The organism is Staphylococcus argensis, assembly GCF_002902305.1.
Lineage (GTDB): Bacteria > Bacillota > Bacilli > Staphylococcales > Staphylococcaceae > Staphylococcus > Staphylococcus argensis.
Window position 1 is genome coordinate 1,814 of the sequence record NZ_PPPX01000019.1, and the last position, 14,561, is coordinate 16,374.

11 protein-coding genes and 1 pseudogene are annotated in these 14,561 nt (G+C 40.0%); 6 read left to right on the forward strand and 6 right to left on the reverse strand.

Going from position 1 to position 14,561, the window contains the following annotated elements; translation table 11 throughout:
• Positions 1-671: 671 nt before the first annotated feature.
• Genes cdaA through glmM form a run of 3 tightly spaced genes read left to right on the forward strand, consistent with a single transcriptional unit; the run spans position 672 to position 3,792 of the window.
• A complete protein-coding gene (gene cdaA / locus CD039_RS11430; protein WP_049405639.1) occupies positions 672-1,478 on the forward strand; it encodes a diadenylate cyclase CdaA in 807 nt (268 codons plus the stop codon).
• Positions 1,479-2,411, forward strand: coding sequence for a CdaR family protein (locus CD039_RS11435; protein ID WP_103372417.1), 933 nt, complete (start codon positions 1,479-1,481; stop codon positions 2,409-2,411).
• A gap of 28 nt (positions 2,412-2,439) precedes the next feature.
• On the forward strand, positions 2,440-3,792 hold the full coding sequence (gene glmM, locus CD039_RS11440; RefSeq protein ID WP_103372418.1) for a phosphoglucosamine mutase: 1,353 nt from the start codon (positions 2,440-2,442) through the stop codon (positions 3,790-3,792).
• Positions 3,793-3,920: 128 nt separating this feature from the next.
• On the opposite strand, the gene CD039_RS11445 is transcribed toward glmM, so the two are convergent.
• From CD039_RS11445 to CD039_RS11460, 5 genes are read right to left on the reverse strand one after another with little or no spacing between them, the layout of a single operon-like run.
• Positions 3,921-5,027, reverse strand: a complete 1,107-nt coding sequence (locus tag CD039_RS11445; protein ID WP_103372467.1) for a mannitol-1-phosphate 5-dehydrogenase — start codon at positions 5,025-5,027, stop codon at positions 3,921-3,923.
• Positions 5,027-5,461, reverse strand: coding sequence for a PTS mannitol transporter subunit IIA (locus tag CD039_RS11450; protein ID WP_103372419.1), 435 nt, complete (start codon positions 5,459-5,461; stop codon positions 5,027-5,029). The genes CD039_RS11445 and CD039_RS11450 overlap by 1 nt, the downstream gene beginning before the upstream one ends.
• A gap of 7 nt (positions 5,462-5,468) precedes the next feature.
• Positions 5,469-6,668 (reverse strand): BglG family transcription antiterminator, encoded by a 1,200-nt coding sequence (locus CD039_RS12300; RefSeq protein WP_420853100.1) that lies wholly within the window; start codon positions 6,666-6,668, stop codon positions 5,469-5,471.
• A gap of 24 nt (positions 6,669-6,692) precedes the next feature.
• A complete protein-coding gene (locus tag CD039_RS12305; protein ID WP_420853098.1) occupies positions 6,693-7,517 on the reverse strand; it encodes a BglG family transcription antiterminator in 825 nt (274 codons plus the stop codon).
• 39 nt (positions 7,518-7,556) lie between these two features.
• Positions 7,557-9,098, reverse strand: a complete 1,542-nt coding sequence (locus CD039_RS11460; protein ID WP_103372420.1) for a PTS mannitol transporter subunit IIBC — start codon at positions 9,096-9,098, stop codon at positions 7,557-7,559.
• A gap of 618 nt (positions 9,099-9,716) precedes the next feature.
• Between CD039_RS11460 and glmS the strand changes: the two genes are divergently transcribed.
• The 3 genes and pseudogenes from glmS to CD039_RS11475 all read left to right on the forward strand — a co-directional run bounded on the left by glmS (position 9,717) and on the right by CD039_RS11475 (position 13,349).
• Positions 9,717-11,522 carry a glutamine--fructose-6-phosphate transaminase (isomerizing) gene (gene glmS, locus CD039_RS11465; RefSeq protein WP_103372421.1) on the forward strand — a complete coding sequence of 602 codons (1,806 nt, stop codon included), beginning with the start codon at positions 9,717-9,719 and terminating at the stop codon, positions 11,520-11,522.
• 127 nt (positions 11,523-11,649) lie between these two features.
• Positions 11,650-12,439 (forward strand): annotated as a pseudogene (locus tag CD039_RS11470) (ABC transporter ATP-binding protein).
• 58 nt (positions 12,440-12,497) lie between these two features.
• Positions 12,498-13,349 (forward strand): HAD family hydrolase, encoded by an 852-nt coding sequence (locus tag CD039_RS11475; protein ID WP_103372422.1) that lies wholly within the window; start codon positions 12,498-12,500, stop codon positions 13,347-13,349.
• A gap of 86 nt (positions 13,350-13,435) precedes the next feature.
• On the opposite strand, the gene CD039_RS11480 is transcribed toward CD039_RS11475, so the two are convergent.
• Positions 13,436-14,374, reverse strand: coding sequence for a hypothetical protein (locus tag CD039_RS11480; RefSeq protein ID WP_103372423.1), 939 nt, complete (start codon positions 14,372-14,374; stop codon positions 13,436-13,438).
• Positions 14,375-14,561 lie beyond the last annotated feature (187 nt).

The following is a 14,561-nucleotide window of genomic DNA, read 5'->3' on the forward strand; positions in this document are numbered from 1 at the left end:
CTGTCGGCTTAATCGGAAGTTTCTTAGGCGAATCGTTATTATAATGATGAGGAGAAATGAGATGAGTTGTTAGTTAAGAAGTGACAATCTTAAAATGTATAACTTCTCACATATAACAGATGCATAGAGCTTGGGACATATATGTGGATTGACTTCTGAGATAAATAAAAAGCAAACTTAAAATAAATTCTTGAGCAAATTTTTCAATGTGAACTCGAGACGCTTGATGGAGCTAGACCACAACGAAAATCCATTCTTTGAGCTCTTTGAGCGAAAAGAATTAGTTGAGTGTGGTCCCATAAGCAAGCGAGAGTTATAACATTGAAAATTAATAAGTCCCAGGCCCGTTGCTATTTTTGTAATTAGAGCGATTTGCCACTAAAAATAGCTATACATTCAAATAAACTTCAACTTTTCAATGCGTGGAGGAGCGTAGAAAATATCCTATTTTCTCGCTCGCTCCCGCTTTTTTATTTTTCTCCGACAGAAACTTTACTCCAATTCACGATTTCCACTTTAACTACACCTCAAATTCTCAAAAAGTTTCTGCCATATAAATCTAATATTTCAATTTTCAAACTAAAGAAGAATTTAGCTGTAACTATATATGACAGTTATAGTTATGATTGGTATAATGGATAGCATGGGAACAGATTACCGGAGGAGATGTTATGGAATTATCCAATTATTTTAATCATTGGAATACGGTAAGCGTCATTACGAGCATCCTTGATTTACTCATCGTTTGGTATGTCCTTTACTTAGTTATTACAGTATTTAAGGGTACGAAAGCGATTCAATTGCTCAAGGGTATTGTGGTCATCGTCATTGGCCAACAAGTGAGTAAGATGCTTAACCTGACTGCGACATCCCACTTGTTTGATCTCGTCATCCAATGGGGGGTACTAGCCCTTATCGTAATCTTCCAACCTGAGATTCGACGAGCTCTTGAACAGCTAGGGCGAGGCAGTTTATTTAAAAGATATACAAGTAATTTAAACAGCAATGAAGATAAGCTAATTGAAGCGGTATCGAAAGCCATTCAATACATGGCGAAACGTCGTATTGGTGCGCTCATTGTCTTTGAAAAAGAGACTGGTTTACAAGATTATATAGAAACGGGTATACCGCTCGATTCTGACATTTCTCAAGAGTTGCTAACGAACGTGTTTATACCTAATACACCACTGCACGATGGCGCGATGATTATCCAGGGTACGAAGATCGCAAGTGCAGCTTGTTACCTTCCACTTTCTGATAGTGCGAAGATCGCGAAGAGTTTAGGTACACGTCATAGAGCAGCTGTAGGTATATCTGAAGTTTCAGATGCATTTACTGCAGTCGTTTCTGAAGAGACAGGGTCTATCTCTGTGACATTCGACGGTAAGTTGCGTAAAGATATTTCTACAGATGCATTTGAAGAATTGTTGGCTGAACATTGGTTTGGCACACACTTTCAAGAGAAAGGTGTGAAATAGATGTTAGAAAGTAAATGGGGGCTGCGTTTAATTGCGTTAGCACTTGCGGTATTATTCTTCCTATCCGTTAATAATGTATTCGGTAATGTGTTCAATGCAGATAAATTCGGACAGAATTCGACAGAGACATTGAATGATGTTCCTGTTGAGGTGAAATATGATCACAAATCACTTTATGCGAGTGGCGCACCAGAAACAGTCAATGTAGACTTATCAGGCACACGTTCCCAAGTGTTAAAAGCACAAAAGAACGAAGATGTGAAAGCTGTGCTTGATTTAACTGGTGAAAAAGCGGGAAAACATTCAGCAGATTTTGAAGTCAAAGGTTTAGATGAAGATTTAGATTATGAAGTGAAACCGAAAGATGCGAGTGTCAATCTCGAACAGAAAGTCACTAAGACGATGAAAGTTGAGCCAGATGTCAGCGAGAACAATGTAGATGGAGAGCATAAGATAAGCGAACAAACTGTTTCTCCACGCACTGTGAAAGTAACTGGCGGACAAGAACAGATTAAGAAGATTGCCTACTTGAAAGCGACGTATAAAGATTCAAGTACAATTTCTGAAGATACTACAGATGTAGCGCAAATTACTGCATTTGATAGTCAGCTCAATAAAGTGGATGTGACGATTCAACCTAAAGAAGTGAATTTATCAGCTAAACTTGAACCTTATAGTAAAAAGGTGAAGATCGCACCTAAAGTGGTGGGTAGTTTAGCCGATGGACATCAAGTGGATAAAGTGAAACTCGATGATGATGAAATTGAAATTTATGGAAATAAAGATGACTTAAAGGATATCGACGAAATCACAGGGGAAATTGATGTCGATAATGAGAGTGAAGATACTGAGAAAGAGGTCACTCTCAAATTGCCTAAGCATGTGACGAAAGCTGATCCAGATCAGACACAAGCGAAAGTCTATATTAAATAATACGTAAGATACAAAGGAGTTAATAACAATGGCTAAATATTTTGGTACTGATGGTGTCAGAGGTGTCGCAAACCAAGATTTAACACCTGAACTTGCCTTTAAGCTCGGACGTTATGGTGGCTATGTACTTGCACATAATAAAGACAAGAAACATCCTAAGGTCCTCGTAGGACGTGATACACGTGTATCTGGTGAAATGTTAGAGTCTGCGCTCATCGCAGGTCTCGTTTCAATCGGAGCGGAAGTTATGCGCTTAGGTGTGATTTCTACACCAGGTGTGGCTTACTTAACTAAAGAAATGGAAGCAGAGCTTGGTGTAATGATTTCTGCTTCACACAATCCGGTTGAAGATAACGGTATTAAATTCTTCGGTTCAGACGGATTCAAACTTTCTGATGCTCAAGAAGAAGAAATTGAAGCATTACTTAATAAAGAGAATCCTGACATTCCTAGACCGGTTGGAGAAGATTTAGTACACTACTCTGATTACTTCGAAGGCTCTCAGAAGTACTTAAGCTATCTTAAATCAACGGTAGATGTAGATTTCGAAGGTATGAAGATTGCCTTAGATGGCGCACATGGTTCTACTTCATCACTTGCACCATTCTTATTCGGGGATTTAGAAGCAGACACAGTAACGGTCGGTTGTAATCCAGATGGTTACAATATCAATGACCAAGTAGGTTCTACTCATCCTGAGAAACTGGCTGAAACAGTGGTTGAGAAAGAATGTGACTTCGGTCTTGCATTCGATGGTGATGGTGACCGCTTGATCGCGGTAGATGAGAAAGGTGACATCATCGATGGTGACCAAATCATGTTCATTATTGGGCAAGAAATGGCGAAGAACCAAGAACTCAATCATAATATGATTGTTTCAACAGTGATGAGCAACCTCGGTTTCTACAAAGCGTTAGAAGCGGAAGGTATTCAATCAAACAAGACGAAAGTCGGCGACCGTTATGTAGTGGAAGAAATGCGTCGTGGCGGTTACAACCTTGGTGGTGAACAGTCAGGTCACATTGTGATGATGGACTACAACACGACGGGTGACGGCTTACTTACAGGTGTGCAATTAGCTTCAGTGATTAAACTTACTGGTAAAAAACTAAGCGAATTAGCCGCACAAATGAAGAAATATCCACAATCACTCGTCAACGTGAAAGTAACAGATAAACACCGTGTTGAAGAAAATGTAGCAGTACAAGAAGAAATGACGAAAGTAGAAGTGGATATGAACGGAGAAGGCCGTATTCTCGTACGTCCTTCAGGTACAGAACCACTCGTACGTGTCATGGTTGAAGCAGCTACAGATGAGAAAGCACAAGAGTATGCAGAACGTATTGCCAAAGTGGTTGAAGAACATATGGGGCTAGAATAATCGCCATTCAACCATTTAGTACAATGAGTGATAGGGCGACTTATGCTATGCCTGACTTATTCTGATATCACATCATATAAAAAGGATTCGAGCATGAAGTTATTCACTTCGAGCTCGAATCCTTTTGTTTATCCTAGTACGTTGTATTCACGCACAATTTCTTGAGTTAAACCTTCATCAGTGTGCGCATATTCTTTAAGAAATGCTTCAACACCGTTGTTTTTAATATAATCGTTCTTCTCAACCGTCTCTTTATCATTAGTATCATCGTATTTTAATAGATAAGCTGCAGCTTTCAGCAATCCTTCATGAGGTAAGTTCTGTTGATAAAGGTAGTTGAGCGGTTTAATAATGCGATCTTGAGGACCAATTTTACGCAAAGTGCCTCGGCCAACACGCGTTACCGCATCAGAGAGATTTGGATTCTCAAAACGTTCCATGATTTGTTCCACATATTGCCCTTGTTGAGACGCTGTGAAAGTGAATTTAGACGTAATATACTGACTCGTCTCTGAAAGCACTTGTTTCAAGCCGTCTTTAATTTGAGTGTCTTTCATAGCATCGAACACAGTGGCTTTATCATGGTATCGTCCTGCATAAGCTAAGAATGCATGTCCTGTGTTCACTGTAAGCAATTTACGTTCGATGTAAGGTGTAAGATCATCTGCGTAGTGAATATGATCTAACTCAGGACCGTACCAGTGTTGGCGTTCAATCGCCCATTCAAAGAACGGTTCTACTACGACGTCCAACAGATTCTCGTTATGCTGTTCAGGCACGATACGGTCAACCGCTGAGTTCGCAAAGTGGATGTGGTCACCTAGTGGTCCTGTAATATCTAAGATCGCTTGTTTCAACGTGTTTGTAGCCATAATCGCATTCTCGCACGCTACGATGTTAACAGGTGTTTCTTTCTCTTTGAGGTAAGGCGCAAACGTCTTCGCAATGAGTGGTAAAATGTTTACGCCGACAGCAGTAGTAATAATATCCGCTTCCAACACTGCTTGTTTCAACGCATCTGAAGGTTCGCTAGAATTAATACCATCAACATTGTGCACACGTGTTGTCGTACGTTCTTCGTCAGCTAAGATAACGTCGTATTCATGTTGTTGCTCAAGTTCATTAATCACTGTCTCATTGACATCCGCAAAGGTTACTTTGACCTCATTATCAGCAAGGATGAAGCCGATGAAACCTCGACCAATGTTGCCGGCACCGAAATGTAGGGCTTTCATCATGCATCGGCCTCCTCAAAGACTTGCTTAATTTCTTCTGCAGATTGTGCGTTGACGATACGTTCAACATTCTCCTCTTCACTGAACGTGATCGCGATTTTGGATAATAAGTCTAAATGCTCGCCATCTTTACCTGCAATACCTACTACGACTTTCACTGTTTCACCATCCCAATCGATACCTTCAGGAATTTGAATTAAAGATAATCCTGATTGAATGACTTCTGTCTTCGCTTCGTCTGTACCGTGAGGGATTGCTAAACCGTTACCCATAAACGTAGACACGAGTTGTTCACGCTCTTTCATTGCTTGAATATAGCCTTCAGTCACTGCACCACTTTTAACTAACGCTTGACCAGCTTGCTCAATGGCTTCCTCTTGTGTACCAATTGATTGATTAAGATAAATATTGTCATTGCTAAATAATTCGCTCATAATCGTATCACTCCATAATTAAGATTTGTTTTAAATAGGCGACATACTGATCCTTCAATATTGAAATCAATTTGTCCGGTTCTGACATCAGTACGTCGATTTCATCAAGGTGGTGAATCAGTTCACCGGTAAAATGACTGACGAGTTGTGCTAAGCCAGGGTCGTCAGGAATAAATATATTAATTAAATAACGAATCGGTGTGTCATTATGATTTGGTAGCTCGAGTGGTTGTTCCAACAATGTGAGAAGCAACATCGATTTCTGGATGAGTGAACTTCTTAGATGTGGAAGCGCAAGGGGATAGGGCGCTAAAGCATACCCATCTTGCTCCATACGAGCTACCAGCAATTCAGAGAATGACTGACGATCGTTGATAACTTCTCGTTGATACAAGCTGTCTGTCAGATAATTAACTACATCTTCTACATGAACATGTTCGACTTCACATCGATCAAGAAGTTGTAGTCCTTCTCGAACTTGCTTTAAGATTTGTTCAGTATCAAGTTGTGTTTGAGCGGCTTGCTTTGGTTTCCAAAGGTTGCTCGGAACTTCCGTCCGTGTTTCAGTTTGCGCATAATCACTCTGGCTTTTTAAAAATTGAGCGACAAGGTGAATATCTGTATCCGGAAGTAAAGGATTTACAGTTAAGTAATCCGCTTCAATATCAAGATTGACCGTCGAAATAATCGCATCAAATTTCTCGAATGACATATGCGCTAAATCTCCAACTGAAGCTTGTTGCGTCGAAGTGATCTCTGGAAAGGTTTGTTCTAAGCGTGTGGCCAATAGTCGACTCGTGCCGATACCACTACTACAAACAACTAACACATTTAACTCGCGCTGACCCTCACGTCTAATAGCGCCACCGAAATGGAGAACGAGAAAGGCAATCTCACTATCAGGAAAGTGTAAATCACTCCACGTCTCCTCTACAGCTAGCTTCACACTGTGAAAGAGATGAGGGTATTTCTCTTTCACCATCTGAGTGAGCGGGTTATAAGTTTCAATATTCGCTCTCAAACGGTTTATGGCCGGAATGAGATGCAATTTCAACCCTTCAGTTAGCGTGTCTAACTCAGTAAATTCCATCTCGGCATAAATACTGACACGTTGAATAAAACGATGAATCAGCGTTGCATCATGCGCTTCCTCATCAGGGAGGTTTTTACGTTTAGCACCTCTGAGATGAATCGTAATAAAGGTAATTTCGGCTTTAGTAAAAGTGACTTCTTAAATCTCCTCTAAGCGAGATGCGAGCGCAGTGGCAACTTCAAATTCACGTGTATTGCGTACCTCTTCGTAAACTTTAGGTTCTAAGGAGACATATTCATTCTTCTGCATGCGATCAATACTCAGTACAATATGAACGGTTAACGTGATATAGCTCGACTCGATAAGTGTATAAGGAAGTGAGTCAAGATAATCCATCAATAGCCGCTCGACTCGGAATATCTTGTCCATATCCACCATAGATAGCTGCGTTTGGTTGAGCGATTGATAGACGAAGTGGTTCTCGATGACCGAATAAACACTCGTACTATTTAAATCATTCACCATCCATAAACTAAGCAGTTCACGTTTCTTAGATTCTGGACCTTGTAATGAAATTCCTTCGCCGCGTTTACGTTGCAGTTTGAGTTGATAGTTATTGAGTACTTGCTCCAGTTGATCCAAGATTTTAGAAAGGGTTTGAGTTGAAACCCCTATCTCATGTGCAAGACTATACTGCTTAATGGGGTCCTCTGCTTGGATCAAAGCATATAGAATAATGACTTGCTGCTCTTCTTCAGATAAGTCTGTCATAGTTTGCTCTTGGATGAGTTGACGTAAACGCTTAATCGCATGAGGTGTGCCACTTAACTTCAAGCCTTTACGTACCACACGTTCCAATGTTAAATCCAGTTGGTTCAATGTCTCTTCTAATGACTTTAATTCACGATGGATTGTACGAGAGGAGACAGCGAGCGTTTGAGCAATATCGTATATCGTTAAATATTGGTCTTGATGCTTGAGTAACATTTCAGTGATGGCTCTTTCACGTTTGCTCAGTAACATAGCTGTGTCCTCCTTTAATTTGTCTCTGGGGTTGAAAGATTACTGATCAGACTTTAACTGTTCGAGTAGCTCTTCGTATCTAGGTGAGTTTAAGAAATTATCTACAGAGATGTGAATCGCATTTGGTGCTTGTTTGATTGCACGATCTGTTAATTTCTTCTGAGTAATGACAAGTTGTGCATCTTGTGGTAACTGATTGATCGCTGTATTCGTGACGTCAATGTCAGTCAAGCCAGCTTTTTTAAATTTATTACGTAACATGCTTGCACCCATTGCACTAGAGCCCATTCCCGCGTCACATGCGAAGATGACGTGGTTAATCTTGCTGTAGTCGTGCGCATCGACATTCTCAGTATCATATTTCTCTGTTAGGTCTTCTTCCTCTTCAGCACTAGCTTCAGACGTAGTACTTTCATTTTCAGCTTTGTCTGCTTGTGCTGATGCATCTTTAGTATCTTTGTTCCCTGATAGTTGTGAAGATACTCTTGATTTCTTACCTTTCGTTTGTTCCATTTGTGCTGTAGCACTTTCAAGATTCTGTTTAGGTTCTTTCGTAAAGCGTAAAATGAGTGATGCGACAATAAATGAAACGAGCGCTGCGAGCAGCACACCGAGAATCATATGCAAGTAGTTGCCTTTAGGCGTGTTGAAAATGTAGACCAAGAATGAACCTGGTGACGCTGGACTTTTAAAACCAAAGTCAAAGAGTGAATAAGTTGCAACACCTGTCATACCACCAAGGATAACTGCGATGAAGAGTAACGGACGCATCAATACATATGGGAAGTAAATCTCATGGATACCACCGAGGAAGTGGATGATACCTGCGCCGTAAGATGTGGCTTTAGCAGTTCCTTTACCGAAGATCATGTAAGCGACAAGGATTCCGAGACCTGGTCCAGGGTTAGATTCAATCGTATAAAGAATAGATTTACCTAAATGTGCAGATTGGTCTGCACCAAGAGGTGTGAACACACCGTGGTTAATCGCGTTATTTAAGAACACAATCTTTGCTGGCTCAACGATGATACTCACGATAGGTAATAAGTGCGCGTGTACAAGACTACCCACGATTACGGATAGGATGTACATAATTCCGTGCATAATAGGTGCAATAATCTTAAATCCTACGAGGGTCATGATAAAGCCAAGGATTCCGGCTGAGAAGTTGTTAAACAACATTTCGAAACCTTGTGGCGTACGAGGTTGAATGAATTGGTCTGTCTTCTTCATCAACCAACCGACTAAAGGTACCATAACCATAGCGCCAAGCAACATTGGTGTATCCGGCATAGCCACGATGACACCCATCGTTGCAACAGCAGCAATAATACCGCCACGCATTTCATGGATGAGACGACCACCACTATATGCGATGAGTAGTGGAATTAAATATTTAATCATTGGGTCAGCTAAACCTGCGAGATCTTTGTTAGGCCACCAACCGCCTTTGATAAAAATCGCTGCGATTAAACCCCAAGCGATAAACGCGCCAATGTTTGGCATAATCATACTACTGAGGAACGATCCGAAAGCTTGGACTTTGCGGCCAATTCCTTTGTTCTCTTGTGTATCTGACATAGAGGACACCTCTTTTTCAATAAGTTTGTAAGTCTATTGTATGAGGCATGTAAGCGTTAGCACAATCATAACTAATGACAACTTTGTCAGTAGAAGTGTGACAAACATCACTTTGTGAACCATGTTTATTAATAGTAGAAATGGGATAAACAAGGGGCGGCTCCAATGTGGTAATGTTTGCATTACAATACCATTACATTGTAGAATTATGTATGTTGGTAGAAAGGAGGACAGACAACATAATTCAGTTAAAGCGCCAGTACAAATGCAGTGTCTTATCCAGCATTTAAGGTTTAATATCAGAAATCTTAATAGATAGGTCGTCTGTATTTGTAGACGAGGTGGATAGTTATCGAGATTTCGGCGGATGCTATCCCGGATGGTTAGGCTCATTCGTAAGCTTAATGATGAAAACATTAGGGTAACCTAGTGCACAAAGTTATTAAGCAAGCCTACATGACTATAGCAAAACACGAACTGTAAGAGAGCAGTTGCTAGGATGCGCTAAAGCGTGTGTGATCACAGACATGGATAGAACCATCGATGTCTTCTTTTACTATGCGCAATTCTAGACTAAGCTCCTATAGCTTGTTTCGTGTAATTATTGGAGGAAATATTATGTGCGGAATTGTCGGATATATTGGGCATGATAATGCCAAAGAACTATTGCTTAAAGGTTTAGAGAAATTAGAATATAGAGGTTATGACTCAGCAGGTATCGCTTTAACTAACGATGAAGGTACAGAAGTGTTTAAGGAAAAAGGCCGTATCGCTGATTTAAGAAAAGTAGCAGATGATAATGACTTTGACGGTACACTTGGTATCGGTCATACACGTTGGGCGACACACGGTGTACCTAACCACGAAAACTCACATCCACATCAATCTGCTTCTAAACGTTATACACTCGTACATAATGGTGTAATCGAGAACTATGAAGAGTTAAGAGCAGAGTATTTAAGTGATGTGAATTTCTTATCAGAAACAGATACAGAAATCGTTGTACAACTTATCGAACACTTCGCTAACGAAGGTTTAGATACTGAAACAGCATTTACTAAAGTAGTTTCAATGCTCGAAGGTTCATACGCACTTGGACTTTTAGACGATCAAGACAATGACACGATCTACGTTGCGAAGAATAAATCGCCATTGCTTATCGGTGTCGGTGATGACTTTAACGTCATTGCTTCAGACGCGTTAGCAATGTTACCAGTGACAAATGAGTATAAAGAAATTCATGACCATGAAATCGTTATTGTTAAACGTGATAGTGTAGTCATTAAAGATCAAGATGGCAATGTTCAAGATCGTGAAACATACACTGCTGAAATTGATGCCGCAGACGCTGAGAAAGGTGTTTACGATCATTACATGCTTAAAGAAATTCATGAACAACCAGCTGTAATGCGTCGTATTATCCAAGAATATCAAGACTGCGAAGGTAACTTGAAGATGGATAAAGATATCGTGGATGACGTTGCAGCAGCAGACCGTATCTACATTATTGCAGCAGGTACGAGCTACCATGCTGGTTTAGTAGGTAAAGAGTTTATTGAAAAATGGGCAGGCGTTCCGACAGAAGTTCACGTTGCTTCTGAATTCGTTTACAACATGCCATTATTATCAGAGAACCCATTATTTATCTACATTTCTCAATCAGGAGAAACTGCAGACAGTCGTGCTGTGCTCGTTGAAACGAAGAAATTAGGCCATAAATCACTCACGATTACAAACGTTCCAGGTTCTACATTGTCACGTGAAGCGGACCACACTTTACTCTTACATGCAGGTCCAGAAATTGCTGTGGCTTCTACGAAAGCATACACAGCGCAAATCGCAGTGCTCTCAATCTTGTCTCAAATCGTTGCCTTAGAACACGGTCGCGAAGCTGAAGTAGACTTATTAAGAGAACTTGCGAAAGTGACAACAGCAATCGAAGCGATTGTAGACGACGCTGAGAAGTTAGAAGATATTACGAAAGAATTTATGGATGATACACGTAATGCATTCTTCATCGGACGTACAATTGATTACAATGTCAGTCTTGAAGGTGCGTTGAAACTGAAAGAAATCTCTTACATCCAAGCTGAAGGTTTTGCTGGTGGTGAATTGAAACACGGTACGATCGCGTTGATCGAAGAAGGTACGCCAGTAGTAGCACTTGCTACACAAGAGAACGTGAATAACTCAATTCGCGGTAACGTGAAAGAAGTTGCAGCACGTGGTGCGAACACTTGCGTTATTTCAATGGAAGGTCTTGAAAAAGAAGGCGACACTTACGTGATTCCACAAGTTCACGAATTATTGACACCACTCGTATCTGTAGTAGCAACACAATTAATTGCTTATTATGCAGCACTACACCGTGACTTAGATGTAGATAAACCACGTAACTTAGCGAAATCTGTAACAGTTGAATAAGAGTGGTATGATTTATCAGAGGAGAGTAGATGCTTTCGGGCATTTACTCTCTTTTTTCTATCATGCACTTTGAAAAATATCTGAATTATCGTACAATAAACCTAATCTTCTAAAGGAGGGGAAGCACTTGCTAATTAATCTTAAAAATATCGGACGTATTAAAAAGGGGAAGACGATACTCAATGATATTGACTGGACGATAAATGAAGGTGATCGCTGGGTACTCTATGGGCTCAACGGCGCAGGCAAGACGACATTGTTAAATATTATCAATGCATACGAATCCCCTACAAGAGGTGAGATGACTTTATTTGGTATGCAACCAGGTAAGATCGGTTATTCGGCCGACAACGTGCGCAGTCATATTGGCTTTGTGTCTAATAGTTTAATGGAACGTTTTCAAGAAGGAGAACTTGTCAAAGACGTCGTAATGAGTGGGGCTTATAAATCTATCGGTTTATATACGGAGCCGTCTGAGGAAGTACAAGAGAATGCGTTGCAATTACTCCAGCAAGTAGAAATGGAGGACTTTAAGGAGCAGTATTATGGCCTACTATCTACTGGCGAAAGACAACGCGTGCTCATTGCGCGTGCGTTAATGGGGCAACCTGATTTACTCGTGTTAGATGAACCGGTCTCTGGATTGGACTTTATCGCACGTGAAGCGGTTCTGAGTGCGCTCGACAATCTCTATCATCATTATCCTGATTTAGCAGTGATCTACGTCACACATTTCGTTGAGGAACTAACTTCTGAGGTGGGAAAAGGATTCCTATTAAAAGATGGAGAATGCTATAAGCAAGGTGCAATTGAAACGGTTATGAACAGCGACACTTTCAGCATTTTTCGGACGACCAGTGGAGTTAACCCAACTTCATGGACGCTACGCCTTATTTTTACAAAGCTCAAGTGATTGAGTCCGCTCCAGCGAAGTGAGATAATAGCATTAATAAGTGACGTTGGAGGTCAAGCATAATGGATAATGTACAAGCAATCTTTCTCGACATGGATGGAACGATCTTACATAGTGATAACCGAGTCAGTGATGATACGACTCGAATTATTCAAGAGTTGAGACATCGTGGCTACAAAGTCTTTCTCGCTACAGGGCGTTCTCACGATGAAATTCACTATCTCGTATCAGATGACTTTAGTGTCGATGGCATCATTAGCTCGAACGGTACGCAAGGTAAGGTTCAAGAAGAAATCATCTTCCAACATGGTATGACTTTAGCTCAAGTACAAGACATTGTGAAGTTAGCTCAAGAGAACCATATCTATTATGAAGTCTTTCCATATGATGGTCAAAGACGCATTTTAACAGAAGATAGAGAATGGATAGAAGCAATGGTTGCTGAAGAGGAACCTGTAGGCGGAGTGAGCGTGAGTGAATGGCATTCGCGTAAAGATGCTTTAAAGGATAAGGTGGAATGGGTTGAAGCCTTACCTGATGAACCGTATGCGAAGATTTATTTATTCTCAACAGAGCAATCACAAATTCAAGCTTTCCGTAACCAATTGGTTAAAGATCAAGAGCAGTTGAATATTTCAGTATCCAATTCTTCACGCTTTAATGCGGAGACGATGGCGTATGGTGTGAATAAAGGTACAGCGATTAAAGAGATGATTGAACACTTCAACATTCCACGTGAAAGTACTTTAGTTATCGGTGATAGTGATAACGACCAGGCGATGTTCGAGTTCGGTCACTACACTGTGGCGATGAAGAATGCGCGTCCTGAAGTTCAAGCATTAGCTAAAGATGTGACATCGTTGACGAACGAAGAAGACGGTGCGGCGCGTTACCTTGAGGAGCATTTACTATAGTTGTGAGAGGATACGATGAATCACTTTATAATAGAAAAGGCCAGTCGGTGGAAACGGTTATCCACTGACTGGCTTCTCTATTTGACTTATGCTTTTGTTGTTTTTTCTGGCTTCTTGCCGTTGCGGTTAAAGTAATGAACCATTGCAACAAAGATGATGTATAGCAAAATAATAGAGATGATTAAGCCTATGATGATAAGAACAATCAATATTATGCTTGCTACACGTTGTGACATTGAATGTAATGAAAGACTAATTAATGGTATAAGCACATTTAGAACAATAATACTTATCAACCATATCAACACGGTACCGATAAAGAATTTAAACCAAGTTTTATGACCATTTTTAATGCCTTTAAATCCATTTTTGATATGGGTATCTGCACTACGCTCAACATCATTCACAAATGAAGTTGTCATGTTAATAATAATCATAAATGCGATTATCATGACAATAGATAAAACTAAACCAGAAATAACTGAATTAACTATTTGAATTGTAGTCAAAATATTATTAGGATTGCTTACATTCTGTAATGAACTAGCAAAGTGATTGATTATTGAACTTGCTAACATAATATAAAGGCGCATTATTAATTTATAGATAGCGTATGCAATCGCGAAAATAATAGATGATATGAGTCCCATCAATAATGACTTCGCATATCTACCTTTAAAGAATGTTGAGAAGATATCACGGATATTGACCGTTTCTCCTCGGGTCGCTTTACTTATCATATAAACTAAACTAGAGAATACAGGATATCCTAAGAGTATCCATACTAAAGCAACAATAATAATGGATGCAAATACAGGTAACATATTCGATACATTACTACCGCCACCGCCCAATTGAGATTGCATTTGTTCTTGTACATGGTAATTAGTTATTGCAGAACCAATAAGAAAAGCGCTTGGAATAAGCAATATCAATAGCATAATTGCGCTGATAACTGTATAGCCTATGACTTTCCAGTTTTGTGGCTTAATACTTTTAAAAGCCGATGTATGAAAACTAAACAATTTTTAGCACTCCTTTTCACTGATATACACACAATATCAAATACTATATCTTTTTCAAAATAAATAGACAACGATTAAGCCTCTCAATCGTTGACTTTACATAGTTTTAACACAAAAATAAACCGTGAGTAAACTCACAATATGTTCAAGTTCGTCAAAACGATTTGAAACTCGTCCATATCGTTAC